The sequence below is a fragment of the Polynucleobacter sp. AP-Melu-500A-A1 genome (genome assembly GCF_018882125.1).
Classification (GTDB): Bacteria; Pseudomonadota; Gammaproteobacteria; order Burkholderiales; family Burkholderiaceae; genus Polynucleobacter.
The window spans coordinates 149,649-171,663 of sequence record NZ_JACVOZ010000001.1 but is presented as its reverse complement, the minus strand read 5'-3'; the positions used below and the strand labels follow the sequence as shown (position 1 = coordinate 171,663).

The window sequence follows — 22,015 nt, the reverse complement described above, 5'->3', positions numbered from 1 at the left end:
AAGAAAGAAATTGATGAGCGCAATTGATCCAAAGCAGGCCGAGCAAGAAGAATTAGTAGCAGAGTGGTTGCGTTCAACCCCTGGATTCTTTGAGCGCTATGCTGATCTGTTTAATGAAATTCGGATTAAGCATCCCCATGAAGATCGTGCAATTTCTCTGCAAGAGCGTCAGATGACAGTATTGCGTACTCAAAACCAAGAACTCAATCGTCGTTTGAGTGAGATGTTGCATTTTGGTAGTCGCAACGATAAGACTCAGCAAAGTTTGGTTGCTTGGTTAATGTGTCTTATGAAGGCAAATAACAAGGCAGAGGTTGAGGCGGCGATTACTGCTGGTTTAGCCGAAGTATTTGAAGTCGAAGCATCTTTACTGCTGGCGCCTAATTCTGCTTTTGGCCCATGGATTGATACGCCTTTGTGCGGCTCAGCAAAAGAATTAGCCGCCGCGAGCGTTGATTTGTTGGCTAGTCAAACTACCATTGATCCCGAGTGGCAAAGCATGGTGGCGATTGGTTTGCCCTTGGGCAAAAGTATTGGCGTCAATCAATCTCCTGCACTTCTATTGCTAGCTAGCAAAGATGAAACCCGCTTTACTGACGATATGGGGGCTTTCTACTTGCGTCAGATTGCTGAACTCACCGCTGCAGCTTTGGATCGTATCCAAGCTTATGACATTACAGCTGACTGATTTACACCCCCTCGTGCAAGAGTATTTGCATGAGTTGCACGTATTGCGTCAACTATCAAAGCATACGTTGACAGCTTATCAATTGGATTTAAGCGAACTGCAAAATTTTGCCCTGGAAGACTCAATTGATTTATTAAAGGTGAGTAATGGTCATGTGCGCCGTTGGGCGGGCCGCTTACATTCCCAGGGAAAATCCTCGAGAAGTATTGCCCGAGCGCTATCAGCATGGCGTGGTTGGTATGCGTGGCTTACAGAAAAAGATGCCCGTAGAGATGCCCGCGCTGGTAAGGTGGCGAGCAATCTGATCGCTAACCCAGTTGATGATGTAAAGGCTCCTAAGCGCCTCAAGTCATTACCCAAAGCACTTTCTGTAGAGCAGGCTCTAGCTTTGGTTAATCAGGCTATTCAAGAGGCAAATGAGAAAAAAGATTTGGAGTCTATTCGCGATGCCGCAATTATTGATTTGTTGTATTCCTCTGGACTGCGTTTATCTGAGCTTTTAGGAATTGACGTGATGCAAAGTAAAGATCGACAGAATGAGTCTGCTGGCTGGTTAGATTGGGATGCAGCTGAAGTCACTGTTTTAGGCAAGGGTGGTAAAAGACGTTCTGTTCCCGTTGGGGGGCCAGCCATGAGATCTCTTTTGGCTTGGCGAGAGCTGCGAGATGCAGGCACCTACTCTGAGCACTCTATGGGCTTATTTCTGTCTGCAACGGGCAAGCGGCTATCACCACGGACCGTTCAGGCTAGGTTGCGCACCTTGGCCATGCGTGCGGGCCTACCTACGCATGTTCATCCCCACATGATGCGCCATAGCTTTGCCAGCCATGTTCTGCAGTCTTCCCAAGATTTGCGGGCAGTCCAGGAAATGCTCGGACATGCCAGCATTGCCAGCACCCAGATTTATACCTCCTTAGATTTTCAGCATCTCGCTCAGGCATACGATAAAGCGCATCCTCGCGCAAAGGCTAGCAAAGGCTGAGGAACTCGGTAAGATACTAGGTTTCCCGCTGTGGGATCGCATTACTTCTAGATTTTGATTGGATCATTGATGGCATTAATTCCGGTAACTATTTTGACGGGCTTTTTAGGAAGCGGCAAAACTACTTTGTTAAAGCACATTCTTACCGAAGAGCATGGTAAAAAAATTGCTGTGATTGAAAACGAATTCGGTGAAGAAAATATTGATAACGATATTTTGGTCCAAGACAACCAAGAGAATATTGTGCAGATGAGCAATGGCTGCATTTGTTGCACGATTCGGGGCGATCTTGTAGAGGCGCTAAATGAACTGTGGGAGCAGCGCAAAAACAAAAAGATTAGTTTTGATCGGGTTGTGATTGAGACGACCGGAGTAGCCAATCCTGGGCCAGTCGCACAAACTTTCTTTATGGATGATGATGTTGCAGATCACTATGTCTTAGATGCAGTGGTTACTTTGGTAGATGCTAAACATGGCCCACAGCAACTAACTGAACATGAAGAAGCCCAACGCCAAGTGGGCTTTGCTGATCAGATCTTCATCACTAAGACTGATCTTGTGACACCCACAGAAGTAGAAGCCTTGCGTAACCGTCTAATGCATATGAACCCTAGAGCCCCTATTACTGGAATTTCTAAAGGTGTAGTGCCTTTAAATGCAGTGCTAGATTTGAAGGGATTTAATCTCAATGCCAAGTTAGATATTGACCCCCATTTCTTGGAGCAAGATAACCACGACCATGGTCACGATCACGCTCATGACCACGATCACAGCACTTGTGGGCATGACCATAGCCATGACCAGCACCATGGTCATGCGGGGCATACTGACCGTATTCAATCCTTTGTTTTTCGTAGTGATAAACCCTTTGATCATAAAAAATTGGAAGATTTTTTGGGCGGCATTTTGGAGGTCTTCGGGGAGAAGATGTTGCGCTACAAAGGGGTGTTATTTGTAAAGGGCAGTAACCGAAAAGTAGTCTTCCAGGGGGTTCACCAGATGATGGGCAGCGATTTAGCTGGTCCATGGGGTACTGAGCCCAAGCAAACCCGGATGGTCTTTATTGGTATTGATTTGCCTAAGGACACCCTACTGGCAGGGCTTGAGGGATGTTTGGTCTAGCAAGATTCGGGTACAATCCGCCGCCACGGTCAATATTACTAAATCTTGAAGAATATTGATTAAAGGACTGTAAAACTTTGGCAGAATGAGGCAATAATGCTTCAAACCCAGGAAAGAATGAGATGACGGTAAAAACAGCAACAAAACCAGCAGCAGCAAAAGCTAGCAGCAAAGCAGCGAGTACTAAGGCTCCAAAAGGCGCGCCTTTAACTGAAGCTGAATTATTGAAGATGTCCGACAAGGACTACATGAATGCTGCGCAGTTAGATTTTTTCCGTCAAAAATTATTAACGCTTAAAGAAGATATTCTGAAAAATGCATCAGAAACTACTGAGCATTTGCGTGAAAATATTTTAGTTCCGGATCCAGCTGATCGTGCAACGATTGAAGAAGAGCATGCATTGGAATTGCGTACTCGTGACCGTGAGCGCAAGTTGCTGAAAAAGGTAGAGCAAGCTTTGGCGCGTATTGAGTCTAGTGACTATGGCTGGTGCGAAGAAACGGGCGAGCCGATTGGCCTCAATCGTTTAATTGCAAGGCCCACAGCCAATTTATCTCTTGAGGCTCAAGAGCGTCGCGAACTACGCCAAAAATTATTTGGCGAATAAATTTTTAAGCTGCAATGACTAAGCATTTACCTACTATTAGTGATATCCCGCCTTTATTAAAGGCGGAGATTCTTGCTGAGGCTTTGCCTTACATTCGCTCCTATCACGGCAAGACAATCGTGATTAAGTACGGCGGCAATGCCATGATCGAAGACCGTCTGAAAGAAAGCTTTGCGCGCGATGTAATTTTGCTTAAGCTCGTTGGTATGAATCCAGTAGTGGTTCATGGCGGCGGCCCACAAATTGATGAAGCGCTAAAAAAGATTGGTAAAACCGGAACCTTCATTCAGGGCATGCGCGTCACGGATGAAGAAACAATGGAAGTGGTGGAGTGGGTTCTGGGTGGTGAAGTCCAGCAAGATATTGTGATGTTGATTAATCACTTTGGTGGTCAAGCTGTAGGCTTGACTGGTAAAGATGGTGGCTTGATTCGTGCCAAGAAAATGTTGGTTCCTGACGACAAGCAGCCAGGCAAAATGATTGACTTAGGTTTTGTTGGTGAAATTGAGGCAATCAATCCTGCGGTTGTTAAGGCCTTGCAAGACGATGCTTTTATTCCGGTGATCTCTCCAATTGGCTTTAGCGAAGAAGGACAGGCATATAACATCAATGCTGATTTAGTTGCCGGTAAGATGGCTGAAATTCTGCATGCAGAGAAATTGGTCATGATGACCAATATTCCCGGTGTGATGGATAAAAATGGCACGCTTTTAACGGACCTTACAGCACGGGAGATTGACGGGCTATTTGCTGATGGCACGATTTCTGGTGGCATGCTGCCCAAGATCTCCTCTGCCTTAGACGCTGCAAAAAGCGGGGTCAATTCAGTGCACATCATTGATGGCCGGATTGAACATTCCCTGTTGTTAGAGATTTTGACCGAACAAGCATTCGGAACCATGATCCGCTCAAGATAACCAGAGACTATGCGCAATCCTTCAGAGACTACAGATATTGATGGCAGCAGCGCTGATGCCGGTAAGGTACGTAAGCGTCCTCGGCCTGGTGAGCGTCGCCTACAAATTCTGCAGGTCCTTGCTGAGATGTTGCAAAACCCTAAGGGTGAGCGCATTACCACTGCAGCTTTAGCAGCAAAAATTCAAGTATCAGAAGCAGCGCTTTATCGACATTTTGCAAGTAAGGCGCAAATGTTTGAAGGCCTCATTTCTTTTATTGAACAAACTGTTTTTGGCTTGATTAATCAAATCAATCAAAAAGAAGAATCAGGGCTTGCACAAGCTCGTGGCATTTTGCAGATGCTCTTATTCTTTGCTGAAAAAAATCCGGGTATGACACGTGTTCTCTTAGGCGATGCTTTGCTACAAGAGGATGATCGCTTACAAGAGCGTATTACTCAGGTCTTAGATCGTGTAGAGGCCTCCCTTAAACAATCGCTCCGTATTGCTCAGACCCAAGGCGGTGTATGGGCGCAGCTAGGTCAAGAAGAAGTCAGTATTCGTGCTGCCATGTTGATGAGTTTTGTTTTGGGACGCTGGCATCGCTTTGCTCGCAGCGGTTTCAAAAAGCTGCCAACGGAAGCCTCTGATATTAGTTTGCGCATCCTTCTCTCAGAATGAGTGAGCTGCATCTCTCTAGAAATACTATCCATTTTGCCGAGCCACTGCCTTTGCAAAGTGGCGCCATGTTATCTGGCTACGATTTGGTCATCGAAACCTACGGCAAGTTAAATGCTGATAAAAGTAACGCTGTATTAATTTGCCACGCATTAAATGCGTCACATCATGTTGCTGGACCTAGTCCGGCGGATCCTGAAGACATTGGTTGGTGGGATAACATGATTGGTCCTGGTAAACCAGTCGATACAAATCGTTTCTTTGTGATTGGTGTAAATAATCTAGGTTCTTGTTTTGGATCTACCGGTCCAATGAGCATTAATCCTGCCACAAGCAAACCTTATGGCGCCGACTTTCCGGTAGTGACAGTGGAAGATTGGGTAAATACTCAAGCTCGGCTAGCAGATAAATTGGGTATTCGTAAATTTGCCGCAGTCATGGGCGGAAGCTTGGGCGGTATGCAAGCAATGGCTTGGGCTATTCAATTTCCAAAGCGCTTAGACCATTGCATAGTCGTAGCTTCAACTCCCAGATTGAGCGCACAGAATATTGCCTTTAATGAAGTAGCGCGTAACGCTATTTTGTCTGATCCAGATTTTCATGGCGGCAATTACTACGAACATGGGGTAGTGCCAAAACGCGGCCTACGACTAGCGCGGATGGTGGGCCATATCACCTACTTATCGGATGATGATATGGCTGAAAAATTTGGGCGCGAGTTACAACGTCCTAATGGCGAGTCTCATGATTACCGATTTAGCTTTGATGTGGAATTTGAAGTAGAAAGCTATTTGCGTCATCAAGGTGATAAGTTTTCAACCTACTTTGATGCCAATACTTACCTGCTCATTACTCGTGCCCTTGACTATTTTGATCCGGCACGTCGTTATGAAGGTAGCCTGAATCGCGCTTTGGCTGAGGTCCATGCAAAATTTTTAGTAGTGAGCTTTTCAACCGATTGGCGTTTTCCACCGAACCGCAGTCGCGAGATAGTGCAATCTTTGCTGAGCAATAAGAGTGAAGTGAGCTATGCAGAAATCGATGCGCCACATGGACATGATGCATTCTTATTAGATGATTCGCGATACCACAATCTGATTCGTGCTTATTTTGAAAAAATGCTTGAGGTTCAATCATGACCGTGATTACTCAGCGTGCAGACTTTGCAGCAATAGCCAATTGGATTTCACCGGATTACCAGGTCTTAGATTTGGGTTGCGGCGATGGTAGCTTTTTGGAGTTCTTACAAAAACAAAAACCAGTGCATGCCTATGGAGTTGAGATTGACGATGAGCGTGTCTTATCTTGTGTGCAAAAAGGCATCAATGTTATTCAGCAAGACTTAGAGGGTGGCCTGGCGCTGTTTGAGGACAATAGTTTTGATACGGTCGTTCTTTCTCAGACTTTGCAGACTATCCATCAAACTGAAAAGATCTTGCGCGAAGTTGTGCGCGTAGGAAAAGAGTCGATTGTGTCTTTTCCAAACTTCGGCCATTGGTCGCATCGTTTAGCCGTGGGTCTAGGGCGTATGCCAGTCTCAAAGAGTCTGCCTTACCAGTGGTACAACACACCAAACGTTCGCGTGCTCACTGTAGCTGATTTTGAAAAGCTGGCTTCTAGCATCGGATTAAAAATCGTAGATCAATGCATCTTGCATGAGGGTCGACAAGTGACCTTGCTACCGAATTTCTTTGGTAGTTTGGCCTTATTCCGCGTACGCCGTGCCTAAAGGGTTTCACTCTTGGTTAAATGATTTTCGGGTTTACCTCGAATGGCCTTGTCTGCGAATGTTATTTCTGGGTTTTTCTGCAGGTCTGCCACTTTTACTCATATTAGGAACCCTGAGCTTTTGGTTGCGTGAAGCGGGGATTGATCGCAGCGCTATTGGTTATCTCACCTGGGTAGGCTTGATCTACGCCTTCAAGTGGATGTGGGCACCCTTAGTAGATCGATTACAAATCCCCTTCTTAACTAAGTTATTAGGACGCAGGCGGAGTTGGCTGCTCTTCGCTCAGGCGCTCATCATCATTGGCCTCGTGGGAATGGCAAGCGTTGATCCAAAGCTAGCCTTAAATGCAGTCGTATGGTGTGCACTATTGGTGGCGTTTGGGTCAGCTACGCAAGATATTGCATTAGATGCATTTCGAATTGAATCAGCCAATAGCGATCATCAAGCCGCCCTGGCAGCAACCTATCAAACGGGATATCGCTTAGCTTTAATCTGGGCTGGTGCCGGCGTTCTATGGCTGGCTGCTCGCGCAGAAACTGGCTCAGGATCTTACGATCCGAGTGCTTGGCAGTTTGCTTATCTTTGTATGGCGGCCTCTATTGGCGTTGGCGTACTAACCACTTTATTGAGTAAAGAACCTATTCGAGTTGAGCTTCCCAAGGCTCGTAATGCTAGGGCTTGGCTTCATCAAACTCTGATTGAGCCTTTCGCAGAATTTATTGGGCGCTATCGTTGGCATGCCGTTTTGATTTTGTCTTTGATTGCGGTCTATCGCATTAGCGATGTGGTGATGGGCATTATGGCCAACCCCTTCTATGTTGATATGGGCTATACCAAAGACGAAGTGGCGGCAGTGAGTAAAGTGTTTGGCGTTGTCATGACTTTAGTAGGCGCCTTTATTGGAGGCGTTTTAACACTGCGATTTGGTGTCTTACGAATTTTGTTCTTAGGGGCAATCCTCTCGGCTGTAAGCAATGTATTGTTTGCTTGGTTGGCAACTCAAGGGCATGATTTACATGGCTTGATTTGGGTGATCTCTGCCGATAACCTCAGCTCAGGTATTGCAAGCGCGGCGTTCATTGCCTTCTTATCTGCGCTGACCAACATTCGTTACTCGGCAACGCAATACGCATTATTTAGCTCCATGATGTTGTTGCTACCGAAGTGGTTAGCTGGGTTCTCAGGAGTCTTTGTAGATTCATTTGGCTATCCAGCATTCTTCTATGGGACTGCCATCATTGGCGCCCCTGTACTCTTGTTGATTTGGGCGACGATTCATTTCAAAATCGTACAGATTAAAAACGAACCTGTTTAATTTTTTAAGATTGCATCTTCCAGTCGTAATCAACTGTAAGTGGCGCGTGGTCTGAAAAGCGCTCATCTTTGTAGACAGCAGTTTTCTTGGCTGTATTGCCTATACCAGGGGTACTAATGTGATAGTCAATACGCCATCCGACATTCTTTGCATAGGCCTGACCACGATTGCTCCACCAGGTATAGCAAGAGTCGGTTGTCTTGGGCTCTAGCTTGCGATAGACATCTACGTAACCCACCTTCTCAAATAAGTTGGTGAGCCAAGCACGCTCCTCTGGAAGAAAGCCTGAATTCTTGAGATTGCCCTTCCAGTTCTTGAGATCGATTTCTTGATGGGCGATATTAACGTCACCACAAAGAACAATCTCGCGACCAGATTTTTTGAGCTTCACTAGGTGAGGTAAAAAACTATCGAGGTAGCGATATTTTGCTTCTTGCCTTTCAGGTGAGCTTGACCCCGATGGCATGTATACCGAAATGACTGAAAGCCCTTTAAAGCGTGCTTCAACATAACGACCCTCAGCATCAAACTCCTCATTTCCATAGCCATAAAGCACCTCATCTGGCTTATGTGGGGTGTAAATGCCACAGCCGCTATATCCTTTTTTCTGCGCATGATGAAAAAAGGCATGGAGACCATCGGGGTTCAGAATGGCATCATCTAAGTCATCCCGGTGAGCTTTGAGCTCTTGCATACAGATGAAGTCTGCTTTTTGCTTGACAGCCCAGGGCAGAAAGCCTTTTTTAACTGCAGAACGGATACCGTTGAGGTTCGCGGAAATGATGCGTAACATGGAGGCCTATGAGCTCAAAAAATTCTAATCAAGATAACTTTATTCGTTTTGCCCTAGAGGCAAAGGTTTTGTCGTTTGGGGAGTTTAAAACTAAAGCTGGACGACTTTCACCTTATTTCTTTAATGCCGGCGGCTTTAATGATGGGGCACGATTAAGTGCCTTAGGTCGTTATTACGCCAATGCCTTAATAGACTCCAAGATTCATTTCGACATGCTTTATGGCCCTGCCTACAAGGGTATTACTTTAGCTGCTGCTACGGCTATTGCGTTAGCTGATGGTGGCACGAACGTCCCTTATGCCTATAACCGCAAAGAAGCCAAAGACCATGGCGAAGGTGGATTGCTTGTTGGGGCGCCCGTAAAGGGCAAAGTGGTGATTATTGATGATGTAATTTCGGCTGGAACCTCCGTGCGTGAATCGGTCGATTTAATTCGGGGCGCAGGGGCAGAACCTGCGGCTGTTCTCATTGCCTTAGATCGTATGGAAAGATCTGGTAATGCTACTGAAGTCGGTGATCAGTCAGCAGTTCAAGCCGTAGAGCAAGAGTTTGGTTTACCAGTGATTGCGATTGCGAACTTGGCTGACTTGATGTCTTTCTTAACCGCATCTAGTGATACAGAGTTAACGGCTTATTTGCCTGCAGTTAAAGTCTATCGCGAGAAATACGGTATTTAAATTTCCGTTTCGCCTTCAAAAACAGTCATTGCAGGACCGGTCATGATGACGGGTTGCGCTATGTCATCGATCATTCCAGCCCAGGCAATTTGAAGATCGCCACCACGAGTATGCACCGTTACAGGTGAATCCAGTAAGGCACGACGAATACCCGAGACTACTGCTGCACAAGCACCCGTGCCACAAGCCAAGGTTTCTCCAGCACCACGCTCAAATACCCGCAACTTAATTTCATTGCGATTGAGTACTTCCATATAACCAGCATTCACTTTGTTTGGAAAGGCTGGATGATTTTCGATGGCAGGACCCTCTTCTAGAACGGGCGCGCTATCTACGTCGACGACTACTTGAACGGCATGGGGGTTACCCATGGAAAGAACGCCAACCCAGTCATCATGATCTGCAGGGGCATTGAGTACCAGGGCATAGAGCATTTCATGGAATTCTTGTAGGCTAGCCAAGCCATCAGGATTAAATGGAATCAGAGCGGGCTCAAAAATAGGGGCGCCCATATTCACCTCTACCTGACCATCTGCTTGAGAAGTCAGGGTGAGTACGGTATGGGCCACTTCCACGCGCAGTGGATTTTTATTGGATAGGCCATGATCCAAAACATAGCGCACAAAACAACGTGACCCATTGCCGCATTGTTCTACTTCTCCGCCATCGGCATTAAAGATGCGATAACGAAAATCGGCATCTGGACGAGTGGTCTTCTCAACCAATAAAATTTGATCAGCTCCAACGCCCAATTGACGGTGGGCTAAGGCTTGCCATTGCTCACGCGTGATACTGCTGAGGTCTTGATCGATCCCATTAAGCACAATGAAATCATTTCCAGCACCATGCATTTTGGTGAAGCGAATTTTGCGTGCCGTTGCTGTAGTTGTGCTCAAAGAATTTCCGTTTACTTATAAAAACTGGGTTCGCCAGGTGGCCGATGTTTAAAGCGCTTATGTACCCAATAGTACTCTGCTGGTCTTTGGCGAACAAGTTCTTCAATATGGCCATTTAAGCGCGCCGTATCATGCTCGACGTCATCGCTTGGAAAATTCGGTAAGGGCGCACCAATATTACAGTTATAAGCCTTGCCGTCTTCGTTAAGAGTGGTTGTCATCAAACAGACCTCGGCGCCGCTGAGTCTGGCTAGGCGCGAGACTGATGTGATGGTGTTTGTTTGAATGCCAAAGAAGGGGACAAAAATAGAGTCTCGTGGACCTAAATCAATATCGGGCGCAATAAAAATAAAATTTCCGGTTTGTATTTCTCGAATGAGATCGCGTAAGCGACTTTGTCTTTCAATGGATTTGCCACCAAAACGATTGCGCCATTCAATCATTTTTTGATTGAAGAAGGGATTCTTCATATTCTGATACAAGCCCGCCCCACGCGGCCAGTCATGCTGGCTAGCTAATACTGAAAGTGCCATCAAACCCCCCTCAAGCCCAACAAAGTGAGGGTTGATGAGCAAGCGTGGTTTGCGATCTCCCAAAGTGATGGCTGAATTAATTGACACGATATCCGTAATTTGTTTGCCACTACCGAGCCAAATGCGACTTCTTTCAATCACACTGCGACCAAACAATTTCCAATGCTCTAGAGCAAGTGCATTGATTTCTTTTTCGCTTAGTGTGGGAAAGCACAAACGTAAATTGGTTTTAACGACTTTGGCGCGATCGGTGGGAATGTGCGCAGCAAACCATCCAAGTCCATACCCTACGCGAACGGTTAAGCCATACGGCAGAAAAGCAAAAAGGCGCAGTAGGCTGAGCGCTAAAAAGTTGAAGAGGTTTTGTAACCAGGCCATTTAAAAATGATAATGAGTTGATTAGTTCTTGGGCGGCAATTCTGCACCAGCTGGATGCTTATAGCGGTTATAGGACCAGATAAATTGTTCAGGTGCAACTAATACTGCATTCTCAATGGCGACATTCAGTTCGGCAGCGCTAACGGTCGCATCTTCGGATAGTGGTGAGAGCCGTGTAGCTTGCATTAACCATCCCTTACCAAGACCTTTACGTTTGGCAGTAAACATAACCACTGGTGTGTTGTTACGGTTCGCTAGCCTTGCCGGTAGTGGCGTGGTGTACGCAGGACGACCAAAGAATGGCACCCATACCCCTTCACCACCACTTGGTACTTGATCTGGAAGAATGCCAATGGCTTCACCACGAGTTAGCGCGCGCGTCATTTGACGAACACCATTTAAGTTTGTGGGTACGAAATGCATATTGGGGTAGGCGCGCCCCTCTTCTACAACTTCATTGAGCCAGGCTTGGCGTGAGGGTCTGTAGAGAATAGTTGCAGGAAAATGTTGCGCTAAGACACGGGGAATAATTTCAAAGCCGCCTAGGTGAGGAGTCAACATGACAAGGCCATGGCCTTCGTTGATAGCAGACTCCACGACATCCCAGTTTTGCACTTCAACTAAATGCAGGGATTTTTGAGGGTTGCGCCAAATCCATAAACTATCTGAAAACAGCATTCCTGAAGCCCTTACTGCCTCCCATAATTTAAAAGGAAGATTTCTCGCTGTGACCACAGCTTCATATTGTGGGCGAAAAAGGCTGCGGTATTGCTTAGAACTGATATAGGCCAAAAAGCCTAATGAAGCCCCAAAAAGCTGAACAAGCGCCAGGGGAAGCATGGCAATCATATTGAGGCTAAGTTTTAGAAGGAGTTTTCGCACCCCCCAATGATATTCAATGCTGCCGTAAGGGCCAAATTTGATTTGGACTTGGTGGATTTGATGTTTTTCAGATAAAATAGGTCTATCGCTGAGTTAAGACAACTTGCAGGGCGATTCATAAATTCTGCTAAAGCGTCGCCGTTGTGGTTCCTGGCACGTCGAGTTGTCCCATAGATCGTGTTAATTTTTTAAGGAATATGCAATGGCAAATGATTACTTCTTTACCTCAGAATCCGTTTCTGAAGGTCACCCCGATAAAGTAGCAGACCAAATTTCTGATTCCATCTTGGACGCCATCTTGGCTCAAGATCCAACAGCACGTGTTGCTGCAGAAACTTTATGTAATACCGGCCTCGTAGTGTTAGCTGGTGAAATTACGACTAACGCTAACGTTGATTACATTCAAGTAGCCCGCAACACGCTGCGTGAAATTGGTTACGACAACACCGCATACGGTATTGATTACAAAGGCTGCGCAGTATTGGTAGCTTATGACAAGCAAAGTCCTGATATTGCACAAGGCGTTAATAATGCACATGATGATGGACTTGACCAGGGAGCTGGTGATCAAGGTTTGATGTTTGGTTACGCTTGTGATGAGACAGCAGAGCTGATGCCATTACCAATTCACCTCTCACACCGTTTGGTGGAGCGCCAATCTCAGCTGCGCCGCGATGGCCGCCTGAACTGGTTAGGGCCTGATGCGAAATCTCAAGTAACCATTCGCTATGTCGATGGTAAGCCAGACTCAATCGATACCGTTGTGTTGTCAACCCAACACGATGAAGACATTGAGCTTGAGAAATTGCGCGAAGCAGTGATCGAAGAAATTATCAAACCGGTATTACCTAAGCATCTCATTAAGGGTGCGATTAACTTCTTGGTTAATCCAACAGGTCGTTTTGTCATAGGTGGCCCACAAGGCGATTGCGGATTAACTGGGCGCAAAATTATTGTGGATACCTACGGCGGTGCTGCTCCTCACGGTGGTGGTGCTTTCTCAGGTAAGGATCCCTCTAAGGTAGACCGTTCTGCTGCATACGCAGGTCGCTACGTTGCCAAGAACATCGTTGCTGCAGGTTTGGCAAGTAAGTGCTTGATTCAGATTTCTTATGCGATTGGAGTTGCTAAGCCAACCTCTGTGATGGTGAGCACCTTTGGTACTGGCAAGATCTCTGATGAGAAGATTGCGCAATTGGTATCCGAACACTTTGACTTGCGTCCAAAAGGCATTGTGAAGATGCTCAATCTTTTGCGCCCGATTTATCGTAAAACTGCTGCTTATGGCCACTTTGGTCGTGAGGAGCCAGAATTTACTTGGGAACAAACTGATAAGGCGCCAGCATTACGTGCCGCGGCAGGGCTTTAAGCATCAAATAAGCACGATTGAGTTGTACTGAAGCCAAATATGGCGAAATTGATTACAATTTCGCCATACCTTCAAGGAGCGTTGCAAGGAATGCTGAAACCCAGCATTTCCCCAGGCTTGAAGGGAGTGAACTCTTAAATGGAGTTTACTAATTGCAACCGCGCTCGCTAACCCATGATTCAATGGCTAGCGAGTTTCTACTCCAGCATTGGATCGTATTTAGCTGGAGCATGAATGAATACCGTTACTGACTTAAATAACTTTGTGGCAACACGTTGCGCCATTGCTGATATTTCCTTGGCTGACTTTGGCCGTAAAGAAATCGCCATTGCTGAAACTGAGATGCCTGGCTTGATTGCTATTCGTGATGAGTTTGCAGCACAACAACCATTGCGTGGCGCTCGCATTACTGGTTCATTGCATATGACCATCCAAACTGCTGTATTGATTGAGACCCTTGAGGCGCTGGGCGCTGAAGTCCAGTGGGCTTCATGCAATATTTTCTCAACCCAAGATCATGCAGCCGCTGCCATTGCTGCTAACGGTACGCCTGTGTTTGCGATTAAGGGCGAGACCCTTGAGCAGTATTGGGACTTTACCCATCGTATTTTTGAGTGGGCCGATGGTGGTTACACCAATATGATTTTGGATGACGGTGGCGATGCGACTTTGTTATTGCATCTAGGTGCGCGCGCAGAAAAAGATCAAGCTTGCTTGAATCATCCTACTAGTGAAGAAGAAACCATTTTATTTGCTGCCATTAAGAAAAAATTGGCACAAGATCCAACTTGGTATTCCACTCGCTTAGAAAAAGTAAAAGGCGTTACAGAAGAAACTACTACTGGCGTACATCGTTTGTATCAGATGTTTGCTAAAGGTGAATTGAAGTTCCCTGCAATTAACGTGAACGACTCAGTAACCAAGAGTAAGTTTGATAATCTTTACGGCTGCCGTGAGTCTTTAGTGGATGCGATTAAGCGCGCTACAGACGTGATGGTTGCTGGTAAGGTTGCTGTGGTTTGTGGCTACGGCGACGTAGGTAAGGGTTCCGCACAAGCCCTGCGCGCCTTATCTGCTCAGGTATGGGTAACAGAAGTAGACCCAATCTGCGCCTTACAAGCAGCCATGGAAGGCTACCGTGTTGTAACGATGGATTACGCAGCGGATAAAGCTGATATTTTTGTATCTGCAACAGGAAATTACCATGTCATTACGCATGACCATATGGCGAAGATGAAAAATCAAGCCATCGTTTGTAATATCGGTCACTTTGATAATGAGATCGATGTTGCTGGTATTGAAAAATACAAGTGGGAAGAGATCAAGCCACAAGTTGACCATGTGATTTTCCCAGCAGTAAATGGTAAGCCTGAGAAGCGCATCATCATTTTGGCTAAGGGGCGTTTAGTCAACTTAGGTTGCGGTACTGGACATCCTTCTTATGTGATGAGTTCTTCATTTGCAAACCAAGTGATTGCACAAATTGAATTGTGGAATGCAGTTGGCACCAATACATATCCAATCGGTGTTTACACATTGCCTAAGCACTTGGATGAAAAAGTAGCTCGTTTGCAGCTAAAGACTTTGAACGCCGAGTTAACAGTCTTATCTGATCAGCAGGCTTCTTACATTGGTGTAACGAAGGAAGGCCCTTATAAGACCGACCACTATCGTTATTAATTCACCAGAATAGACAGGCACAAGATCATGGAATTAAGCGTCGAATTTTTTCCGCCTAAGACACCCGAAGGTGAGAAGAAGTTGCATCTCGTACGCGAGCGTTTGAGTGCAACGCTCAAGCCCGCGTTTTATTCCGTGACCTTTGGTGCTGGTGGTTCTACACAGTCAGGCACATTAAAAGTAGTGAGCGATATTCATGCGGCTGGTGCATCAGTTGCCCCTCATTTATCTTGTGTCGGCAGCTCTCGTGAGAGCGTACGTGAAATGTTGCATCAGTACAAAGCATTGGGCATAAAACGCATTGTTGCTCTGCGTGGTGATCTGCCATCTGGCATGGGTCAATATGGTGAATTTCAGCATGCCAACGAGTTGGTGGAATTTATTCGTACAGAAACAGGTGACTGGTTTCATATTGATGTTGCCGCCTATCCAGAGATGCATCCTCAGGCTAAGTCGCCAGCCAGTGATGTGGGCTTCTTTGTGGAAAAAATGAAGGCTGGTGCAAATTCTGCTATCACACAGTATTTTTTTAACAGTGATGCTTATTTTCGTTTTGTAGATGAAGCTTATAGCTTAGGTGTCACACAGCCTGTCATTGCCGGCATCATGCCCATTACCAATAGCACACAGCTGTTGCGTTTCTCAGATGCGTGTGGTGCTGAGATTCCGCGCTGGATTCGATTGCGTTTGCAGTCTTATGGTGATGACATTGCTTCTATTCGTGCTTTTGGTGAAGAAGTGGTAACGGATTTATGTGATCAGCTTTTATGTACAGGCGCACCTGGCCTACACTTTTATTCCTTAAACCAGGCTGATGCTGTTTTAGCCATTGCCGATAACTTGGATTTAACGAAAAACGCCTGATTCCGTGATGAGAATATCTAATGGCTCATCATGTGTTTGTGCTGACCACTGAGCATCATCTAGTTTTTGCCAATCAAAGCCAATCCCGATGCAAATCAGGCTTGGCTTATTTTTTCTCAATTGAGCTAAGGTGCGATCAAAGTATCCACCGCCATAGCCTAGGCGCCAGTAACGAGTATTAGAGCCATCGCTCGTACTAGACCAGCCTACGCAGGGGATCAAAATACAGTCTGGAGTGATAGCAAGTCTTTGGGAGTTCTTAGGATCAGGCTCTGGCACGCCATGTTGACTAGGGGTAAGGTGATCACCCTCTTGCCATTGAAAAAATTCTAGGTGCTTATCTGGGCGCGCAAATGGCAGAGCCAACTGTCGCCCAGTATCTGATTTAGCCCAGGCTAATAAGCTGAGTCGAAGATCCACTTCATCCTGAATGGGCCAGTAGAGGGCGATAGACTGCAGCGAACTGCCTGCCTCGGCTAAGAATTCATTGAGCTTTGCAATCAGGTGCTCGCTTGTGGGTGCGTGAGTTTTCTCAGCCGTAAATTCCTTGCGCCGTCTTAATAAATCCTGCCTAAGTGTTTTTAGCGAATTACCGTGCATATCCATGATTATCAGGCGAAAATTAAAAGATATAGTAAGTACCTTAACATCAAATAAATACGCATAGGGTTGAATAGAGAATATGAAGTCTGCTGTTTGGAAAAGTAACCGTCATCAGCTTATGGGGCTAATAGGAATCTTCATTATGGGATTTGCTTTAAATATCCCCAATACCTTTGCTGAAAAAACAAAAAAAACTACGCTGCCGAAGTCCTATGAGAGCAAGGTAGCGCCACCAGAAATTACCGATGCCGATCGCATGTTCGTCGATTTGCGCGAAGCCGCCAAAAAGAATGATGTGTTTCGAACCCAGCAATTAGCTGGAAATCTAGTGAACTATCCGTTTGATGATTATGTGGCGTATTTTAGGATTAAGCCCCAGCTATTTGATAGCGCTGGAGCTCCACGAGGGGATTATAGCGCTGATGCGCAGATAGTGGCTTTCTTGAACCAATACCAAGGAACAGCTTTGGCTGACCGCATGCGTAATGATTGGTTATTGGTATTGGGTAAACGTAAAGACTGGTCACGCTTTGATGTTGAATACGCCAAGTTTGTTTTAGATGACGACACTCAAGTGAAGTGTTATGCATTACTTTCTAAATTATCCCAAGGTGAAAATCCCACAAAATTAGCAATGGACTCGCGAGCGGTTTTATTGGACCCCAGTTATTTTGGTCAAGCCTGTCAAGAATTAGTTCCTTCCTTAGTAGCTGCTGGTGGTATGACGCCTAGTGAGGCCAAAGCGATTGGCCGCGCTGCAAATGAAAGGGGTTACGACAGCATGGCTAAGCGTCTTGGTGGGGAAGATCCTATTGCAGAAATTGTAAAAGCGGCTAAAGCTGATCCCGCTAAGGCATATAAGGATTTCTCTCAAAATGCTTCCCGTTACAGCAAAGAGAATCAAGCTGTAGCTTGGGGTGTTATTGGGCAATTTCTGGCTAAGAAATTAGATCCGAATGCAGACGACGCTTATCGTTTTCAGCAAGAGCTTGGATATAACGAATTGCTCTCAGCTGAGAGTCAGGAGTGGAAGGTACGCGCAGGCTTGCGTGCGAAAGATTGGGTCTTGGTAAAGAATGCGATTGAGGGCATGAACCCAGCAGTACGAAGTCGTGACCCAGCGTGGACCTATTGGTATGGACGTGCGCTCAAGGTAGAAGGTCAAGATGCAAAGGCCAAAGAAACTTACGAGTTGATTGATGAGCAATATAACTTTTATGGTCAGCTGGCCCGCGAGGAGCTTGGAAAATCCAATCATGCACCAGCGCGTACCAAAGTAAGTGATGCAGAAATCGATGCCATGGCAAGTCGTAAAGGTTTTGTCAGGGGCGATAGACTCTATGCAATGAACTTACGTTTTGAAGGCAATCGCGAGTGGAATTGGGAACTTCGCAATATGACTGACAAGCAATTACTCGCGGCAGCAGAGTATGCCAAGCGTATTAATTTATATGATCGTGTTGTCAATACAGCTGATCGTACCAAGCAAGAGCATGATTTTAGCTTACGTTATCCAACCCCATTTCGGGATGAGCTATCTCCTATTGCGAGACAGATTGATTTAAATCTAGCTTGGGCTTATGGGCTTATTCGCCAAGAATCTCGTTTTATTATGAATGCTTCCTCCTCTGTTGGAGCGTCTGGACTAATGCAGGTGATGCCAAATACCGCCAAGTACGTTGCAAAAAAAATTGGGATGACAAACTACACTAACGATAAGTTAAGTGATACCAATACTAATTTGACCTTAGGTAGTAATTACCTCAATATGGTGCTGATTGATTTGGATGGTTCATGGGTATTGGCATCGGCCGCCTACAATGCTGGCCCCTCACGCTCAAAACTCTGGCGTGAAAAATTAACTAGCCCTACTGAAGGTGCCATTTTTGCTGAAACGATTCCTTTTACTGAAACACGCGTTTATGTAAAGAATGTTTTATCGAATGCCAATTACTATTCATCAGTAATGAATGGACAAACACAATCCTTGAAACAGCGCCTGGGGGTAATTTCTCCAAAGGCTGCTACTCAAACTGAATTACCATAAGCATTCAGCCTTACTAAGGGGTCTTAAATGAAATACGACATTCTTCTCATTGGCGGTAACGGTTTTGTCGGTCGTGTTTTGGCTGCTCAATTGCAAGCTGCAGGCTATTCGGTATTGATACCCACAGGACATTTAGCAGCTGGCCGTGATTTACGAATGCTTCCAAAAGTTTATCTAGAGAATGCAGATGTTCATGAGTTTGATCAGCTACAAGATCTATGTTCACGCATTAAACCTCAGGGCGCGGTCATTAACTTAGTTGGAGTGCTCCATGACAAGCCTGCGCAGCCTTATGGAAACGTATTTAAAGCTGCGCATGTTGATTTACCAAAAAATATTATTACTGCAATGCAAATGCACGGACTGAAACGCTATTTGCATATGAGTGCTTTGGGTGCTGATTCTCATGGATCTTCGATGTATCAGCGCAGCAAGGGCGATGGTGAAGCTGCTGTCAAAGCGAGCAATTTAGACTGGACGATTTTTAGATCTTCGGTCATTTTTGGTGCGCAAGATCAATTCATTAATTTGTTTGCTAAGCTAGTAAAATTATTTCCAGTGATGCCATTGGCTAATCACACTGCCAAATTTCAGCCCGTCAGTGTTGATGATGTGGCAACTGCTTTTGTAATGTCTCTATCGATGCCACAAACGAATCATCAGTCCTACGATTTAGTGGGTGCTACTGTGTACACCATGAAAGAGATTGTGGAGTTAGCAAAACGCAAAGTACATGCTTCATGCGCAATTATTCCGGTGCCAGCATTTGTAGGTTATATACAGGCACTCGCTTTTGAATTTCTGCCAGGCCCTACCTTGATGTCGCGTGACAATATTGCATCGATGCAAAGCCCAAATATTTTGCCTGTTGGTTCTCATGACGCGCTTACAGAAACTTTTAAGATCAGTCGCCGTAGCCTTGAGGGCATGCAGTAATGAAGGTGTATGCAGTCGGCGGTGCCATTCGGGATACCCTGATGGGTTTACCTGTAAATGACGTTGACTATGTGGTGGTGGGTTCGAGCATTGAAGAGATGGTAGCCCAAGGTTTTCGCCCTGTCGGCAAGGATTTCCCAGTATTTCTGCATCCAGAAACCCAAGCTGAATATGCACTTGCTCGAACCGAGCGAAAAACAGGTAAGGGTTATAAAGGCTTTCACTTCTATGCTGACCCAACGGTAAGCTTAGAAGAAGACTTAGAGCGTCGTGACTTAACGATCAATGCAATGGCACAAGAGGTCGACCCTGATGGGAAGTGGTTCGGCCCTATTATCGATCCTTATAACGGACAAGAAGATTTGGCTGCTAAGGTCTTTCGTCACGTGTCAGATGCTTTTGCTGAAGACCCATTGCGTTTATTGCGCATTGCCCGCTTTGCCGCACGCTTCCCCGAATTTTCAGTTGCTGATGAGACGCTCTCTGCCCTAAAAGCCATTGTGCAATCAGGCGAGTTAAGCGCACTATCTGCGGAACGTATTTGGCAAGAACTTGCCAGAGGTTTGCTTGCTCAAAAACCGATGCATATGTTTCAAGTCTTACTCAATACGGGTGCGGCTAAAACTATCTTGCCTCCTACATTGAGCACCCTGTTAGCAGAGGAGCCCTTTAGAGAAGGCTTGATGAAGTCTTTAGAGGAAGTGGGCAAGACTTTGGATGAGCGCTGCGCCATTGTTTTGATGGATTTGCCAGCGAGTGAAATTCGTTTCTGGGCTGACACTGTTCGTATGCCTATTGAAGTGCGTGACTTTAGCGAAATCTACAGTGATCTGAACTTACTGATTCATCAATATCCCGATGGATCTTATCAGGCGGTAGATGTATTAGCTTGGTTCAATCGCGCCGATCTTTGGCGCAAGCCTGATAGGGTTCAAGTTCTACTAAATCTAGCCCAAAAACTAGGACATCCAGTTACCATATTGATGACGGCAATGCGAAATACGCAAGCACTCAATACTGCTGACATTATTTTGGGTGTTGCTGCGCAAGACCGCTCTAATGGTGAACGTATTGGTAGTGCTTTTGAGTCTGCAAGATTGATGGCAATTACTGCTGCATTGAGCTTAGATCTTTAGAGTCTATTTCTGCCACGCAGTCCGGGTAGATCTTCTAAGGTGCAACCAGGCAGCACAGTATCAATATTTTTAGTGAATGCAAAGACCTTAAATAATTCACCCATCTCTGCCTCAGACAATAATTTTTGTAATGCATTTGAAAGCGGCAGGAAGGTTTCTGGATTACTCGGATCGCCAATCTCCAGCGCAATATCTCCAATGCCTGCATCCAGTAAATAGCCAGCTTGGTTCGAGAGATAAACATCATCCACATTCCCAGTAAGTGCACTGCGAGCAATTTGTGACCACTCTACATGGGTAGTTAAGTCAGATAAGCCAGGAAGATAAAAAGGATCCTGAATGGCGTGGTGACGATGATGCGCCATCAACGTGCCCTCAAGCCTTTGTGGATGGTAGTACTCGCTTTCGGGAAAGCCGTAATCGAAGCTTAAAAATAAACCCGTCTGTAAATGCTGTGCAATTTGACGCATCCAAGCATTTGCAGGGGCATGTAGCTCGGTAACGTAGCCTTCAGAAAAATTTCCACTCAATAAGCTTTCTGGCAACAAATGATGTTCTACAGGTTTGCCCGCTTTCCATGAAAATTTTCCATCGATAACAGTGACGCCATACCAGTACCAAAACCCATTTTGAAAAATGATGGCATCACAAGGAATAGCATCAATTACTTCGTTAGCCAAAATAACGCCCTGGTAATTTTCGGGTATGGTGCTTAGCCACTGACATTGAGTAGCAGAGTTAGAGCGAGCAAGAGTTATGTTTAAAAGTTCTTTTTGACGCTCTGCTAAGTCTGGAGAAATTTCAATAATGTCGTAACGATCCAAGGCAAAGCCAAGATCATGTAGGCGCGTCAAAATCGATTGCGCCAGCTTGCCCGTCCCTGCACCAAACTCCAAAATTTGGGTAGGTAGACCCCGCGCTTGCAGCCCCTCTAATACGGGTAGGATGGTTGAGCAGACTGCAGCACCAAAGAGTGGACTCAGTTCTGGGGCCGTGGTGAAATCCCCGCCAGCTCCCAATTTATGAGCCCCAGCACTGTAATAGCCCATCCCGGGTTCATAGAGGGCTATCTCCATAAAGCGAGAAAAGCCTATCCAGCCGCCATCTGAGGTGATTTGGGCGGCTATTTTGTTGCTTAGAAGCTGGCTATGCTCCGTTTCTAGGCTGGTCAAGGTAATATCCATACCTCGCTAGTCTAAGAGA

22 protein-coding genes and 1 riboswitch are annotated in these 22,015 nt (G+C 45.8%); of the genes, 16 read left to right on the top strand and 6 right to left on the bottom strand.

Translation table 11 applies throughout. From position 1 onward, the window contains the following. Positions 1–13 precede the first annotated feature (13 nt). The 9 genes from ICN38_RS00895 (at position 14) to ICN38_RS00855 (ending at position 8,018) form a co-directional block, all read left to right on the top strand. On the top strand, positions 14–688 hold the full coding sequence (locus tag ICN38_RS00895) for a DUF484 family protein (RefSeq protein WP_216253946.1): 675 nt from the start codon (positions 14–16) through the stop codon (positions 686–688). Then, positions 669–1,670 carry a tyrosine recombinase XerC gene (locus ICN38_RS00890; RefSeq protein WP_216253944.1) on the top strand — a complete coding sequence of 334 codons (1,002 nt, stop codon included), beginning with the start codon at positions 669–671 and terminating at the stop codon, positions 1,668–1,670. Before ICN38_RS00895 ends, ICN38_RS00890 begins: the two co-directional genes overlap by 20 nt. Positions 1,671–1,736: 66 nt before the next feature. Next, positions 1,737–2,792 (top strand): GTP-binding protein, encoded by a 1,056-nt coding sequence (locus ICN38_RS00885; protein ID WP_216255127.1) that lies wholly within the window; start codon positions 1,737–1,739, stop codon positions 2,790–2,792. 230 nt (positions 2,793–3,022) lie between these two features. Next, positions 3,023–3,400, top strand: a complete 378-nt coding sequence (gene dksA / locus ICN38_RS00880) for an RNA polymerase-binding protein DksA (RefSeq protein WP_216255123.1) — start codon at positions 3,023–3,025, stop codon at positions 3,398–3,400. A gap of 14 nt (positions 3,401–3,414) precedes the next feature. Further along, positions 3,415–4,317 carry an acetylglutamate kinase gene (gene argB / locus ICN38_RS00875; protein ID WP_216253941.1) on the top strand — a complete coding sequence of 301 codons (903 nt, stop codon included), beginning with the start codon at positions 3,415–3,417 and terminating at the stop codon, positions 4,315–4,317. 9 nt (positions 4,318–4,326) lie between these two features. After that, positions 4,327–4,977, top strand: coding sequence for a nucleoid occlusion factor SlmA (slmA, locus tag ICN38_RS00870; protein WP_216253938.1), 651 nt, complete (start codon positions 4,327–4,329; stop codon positions 4,975–4,977). Continuing rightward, entirely contained in the window at positions 4,974–6,113 is a 1,140-nt protein-coding gene (locus ICN38_RS00865; RefSeq protein WP_216253936.1) for a homoserine O-acetyltransferase, read from the top strand. Before slmA ends, ICN38_RS00865 begins: the two co-directional genes overlap by 4 nt. Next, the gene (gene metW, locus ICN38_RS00860; protein ID WP_216253933.1) at positions 6,110–6,703 is read left to right on the top strand and encodes a methionine biosynthesis protein MetW; all 594 of its coding nucleotides are present in this window, start codon (positions 6,110–6,112) and stop codon (positions 6,701–6,703) included. The genes ICN38_RS00865 and metW overlap by 4 nt, the downstream gene beginning before the upstream one ends. Then, positions 6,696–8,018, top strand: coding sequence for an AmpG family muropeptide MFS transporter (locus ICN38_RS00855; RefSeq protein WP_370624344.1), 1,323 nt, complete (start codon positions 6,696–6,698; stop codon positions 8,016–8,018). Before metW ends, ICN38_RS00855 begins: the two co-directional genes overlap by 8 nt. Before the next feature lie 4 nt (positions 8,019–8,022). On the opposite strand, the gene ICN38_RS00850 is transcribed toward ICN38_RS00855, so the two are convergent. Beyond that, positions 8,023–8,811, bottom strand: a complete 789-nt coding sequence (locus ICN38_RS00850; RefSeq protein WP_216253930.1) for an exodeoxyribonuclease III — start codon at positions 8,809–8,811, stop codon at positions 8,023–8,025. Between the two features lie 8 nt (positions 8,812–8,819). Between ICN38_RS00850 and pyrE the strand changes: the two genes are divergently transcribed. After that, positions 8,820–9,488: an orotate phosphoribosyltransferase gene (gene pyrE, locus ICN38_RS00845; protein WP_216253928.1), complete on the top strand. Its 669-nt coding sequence runs from the start codon at positions 8,820–8,822 to the stop codon at positions 9,486–9,488. Here pyrE and dapF read toward each other — a convergent pair. Genes dapF through ICN38_RS00830 form a run of 3 tightly spaced genes read right to left on the bottom strand, consistent with a single transcriptional unit; the run spans position 9,485 to position 12,177 of the window. Then, the gene (gene dapF / locus ICN38_RS00840; protein ID WP_216255117.1) at positions 9,485–10,339 is read right to left on the bottom strand and encodes a diaminopimelate epimerase; all 855 of its coding nucleotides are present in this window, start codon (positions 10,337–10,339) and stop codon (positions 9,485–9,487) included. The two genes, pyrE and dapF, sit on opposite strands and share 4 nt — an antisense overlap. A 56-nt stretch (positions 10,340–10,395) precedes the next feature. Next, entirely contained in the window at positions 10,396–11,295 is a 900-nt protein-coding gene (locus tag ICN38_RS00835) for a lipid A biosynthesis acyltransferase (protein WP_216253926.1), read from the bottom strand. Positions 11,296–11,316: 21 nt separating this feature from the next. Then, on the bottom strand, positions 11,317–12,177 hold the full coding sequence (locus tag ICN38_RS00830) for a lysophospholipid acyltransferase family protein (RefSeq protein ID WP_370624343.1): 861 nt from the start codon (positions 12,175–12,177) through the stop codon (positions 11,317–11,319). A gap of 202 nt (positions 12,178–12,379) precedes the next feature. Between ICN38_RS00830 and metK the strand changes: the two genes are divergently transcribed. The 3 genes from metK (at position 12,380) to metF (ending at position 16,090) form a co-directional block, all read left to right on the top strand. After that, positions 12,380–13,546: a methionine adenosyltransferase gene (gene metK / locus ICN38_RS00825; RefSeq protein WP_216253922.1), complete on the top strand. Its 1,167-nt coding sequence runs from the start codon at positions 12,380–12,382 to the stop codon at positions 13,544–13,546. A gap of 67 nt (positions 13,547–13,613) precedes the next feature. Next, a riboswitch (S-adenosyl-L-homocysteine riboswitch) is annotated at positions 13,614–13,719 on the top strand. 61 nt (positions 13,720–13,780) lie between these two features. Then, entirely contained in the window at positions 13,781–15,226 is a 1,446-nt protein-coding gene (gene ahcY / locus ICN38_RS00820) for an adenosylhomocysteinase (protein WP_216253918.1), read from the top strand. A gap of 27 nt (positions 15,227–15,253) precedes the next feature. Then, on the top strand, positions 15,254–16,090 hold the full coding sequence (metF, locus tag ICN38_RS00815) for a methylenetetrahydrofolate reductase [NAD(P)H] (RefSeq protein ID WP_216253916.1): 837 nt from the start codon (positions 15,254–15,256) through the stop codon (positions 16,088–16,090). On the opposite strand, the gene ICN38_RS00810 is transcribed toward metF, so the two are convergent. Then, on the bottom strand, positions 16,073–16,696 hold the full coding sequence (locus ICN38_RS00810) for a 5-formyltetrahydrofolate cyclo-ligase (RefSeq protein ID WP_216862678.1): 624 nt from the start codon (positions 16,694–16,696) through the stop codon (positions 16,073–16,075). The two genes, metF and ICN38_RS00810, sit on opposite strands and share 18 nt — an antisense overlap. A gap of 139 nt (positions 16,697–16,835) precedes the next feature. On the opposite strand from ICN38_RS00810, the gene ICN38_RS00805 reads away from it, so the two are divergent. From ICN38_RS00805 to ICN38_RS00795, 3 genes are read left to right on the top strand one after another with little or no spacing between them, the layout of a single operon-like run. Next, the gene (locus ICN38_RS00805; RefSeq protein ID WP_255562657.1) at positions 16,836–18,740 is read left to right on the top strand and encodes a lytic transglycosylase domain-containing protein; all 1,905 of its coding nucleotides are present in this window, start codon (positions 16,836–16,838) and stop codon (positions 18,738–18,740) included. A gap of 27 nt (positions 18,741–18,767) precedes the next feature. Beyond that, positions 18,768–19,676, top strand: a complete 909-nt coding sequence (locus tag ICN38_RS00800; protein WP_216253910.1) for a complex I NDUFA9 subunit family protein — start codon at positions 18,768–18,770, stop codon at positions 19,674–19,676. Beyond that, positions 19,676–20,812 (top strand): polynucleotide adenylyltransferase, encoded by a 1,137-nt coding sequence (locus tag ICN38_RS00795; protein ID WP_216253906.1) that lies wholly within the window; start codon positions 19,676–19,678, stop codon positions 20,810–20,812. Before ICN38_RS00800 ends, ICN38_RS00795 begins: the two co-directional genes overlap by 1 nt. Here ICN38_RS00795 and ICN38_RS00790 read toward each other — a convergent pair. Next, entirely contained in the window at positions 20,809–21,996 is a 1,188-nt protein-coding gene (locus tag ICN38_RS00790) for a class I SAM-dependent methyltransferase (RefSeq protein WP_216253902.1), read from the bottom strand. The genes ICN38_RS00795 and ICN38_RS00790 overlap by 4 nt on opposite strands. Between the last annotated feature and the right edge of the window lie 19 nt (positions 21,997–22,015).

Excerpts from the sequence above, each read along its gene's own strand:
- ICN38_RS00895 (WP_216253946.1), top strand. The coding sequence starts at position 14 with ATGAGCGCAATTGATCCAAAGCAGGCCGAGCAAGAAGAATTAGTAGCA.
- ICN38_RS00890 (WP_216253944.1), top strand. The coding sequence starts at position 669 with ATGACATTACAGCTGACTGATTTACACCCCCTCGTGCAAGAGTATTTG.
- dksA (WP_216255123.1), top strand. The coding sequence starts at position 3,023 with ATGTCCGACAAGGACTACATGAATGCTGCGCAGTTAGATTTTTTCCGT.
- argB (WP_216253941.1), top strand. The coding sequence starts at position 3,415 with ATGACTAAGCATTTACCTACTATTAGTGATATCCCGCCTTTATTAAAG.
- slmA (WP_216253938.1), top strand. The coding sequence starts at position 4,327 with ATGCGCAATCCTTCAGAGACTACAGATATTGATGGCAGCAGCGCTGAT.
- ICN38_RS00865 (WP_216253936.1), top strand. The coding sequence starts at position 4,974 with ATGAGTGAGCTGCATCTCTCTAGAAATACTATCCATTTTGCCGAGCCA.
- metW (WP_216253933.1), top strand. The coding sequence starts at position 6,110 with ATGACCGTGATTACTCAGCGTGCAGACTTTGCAGCAATAGCCAATTGG.
- ICN38_RS00850 (WP_216253930.1), bottom strand. The coding sequence starts at position 8,811 with ATGTTACGCATCATTTCCGCGAACCTCAACGGTATCCGTTCTGCAGTT.
- pyrE (WP_216253928.1), top strand. The coding sequence starts at position 8,820 with ATGAGCTCAAAAAATTCTAATCAAGATAACTTTATTCGTTTTGCCCTA.
- dapF (WP_216255117.1), bottom strand. The coding sequence starts at position 10,339 with ATGCATGGTGCTGGAAATGATTTCATTGTGCTTAATGGGATCGATCAA.
- ICN38_RS00835 (WP_216253926.1), bottom strand. The coding sequence starts at position 11,295 with ATGGCCTGGTTACAAAACCTCTTCAACTTTTTAGCGCTCAGCCTACTG.
- metK (WP_216253922.1), top strand. The coding sequence starts at position 12,380 with ATGGCAAATGATTACTTCTTTACCTCAGAATCCGTTTCTGAAGGTCAC.
- ahcY (WP_216253918.1), top strand. The coding sequence starts at position 13,781 with ATGAATACCGTTACTGACTTAAATAACTTTGTGGCAACACGTTGCGCC.
- metF (WP_216253916.1), top strand. The coding sequence starts at position 15,254 with ATGGAATTAAGCGTCGAATTTTTTCCGCCTAAGACACCCGAAGGTGAG.
- ICN38_RS00810 (WP_216862678.1), bottom strand. The coding sequence starts at position 16,696 with ATGGATATGCACGGTAATTCGCTAAAAACACTTAGGCAGGATTTATTA.
- ICN38_RS00805 (WP_255562657.1), top strand. The coding sequence starts at position 16,836 with ATGGGATTTGCTTTAAATATCCCCAATACCTTTGCTGAAAAAACAAAA.
- ICN38_RS00800 (WP_216253910.1), top strand. The coding sequence starts at position 18,768 with ATGAAATACGACATTCTTCTCATTGGCGGTAACGGTTTTGTCGGTCGT.
- ICN38_RS00795 (WP_216253906.1), top strand. The coding sequence starts at position 19,676 with ATGAAGGTGTATGCAGTCGGCGGTGCCATTCGGGATACCCTGATGGGT.
- ICN38_RS00790 (WP_216253902.1), bottom strand. The coding sequence starts at position 21,996 with ATGGATATTACCTTGACCAGCCTAGAAACGGAGCATAGCCAGCTTCTA.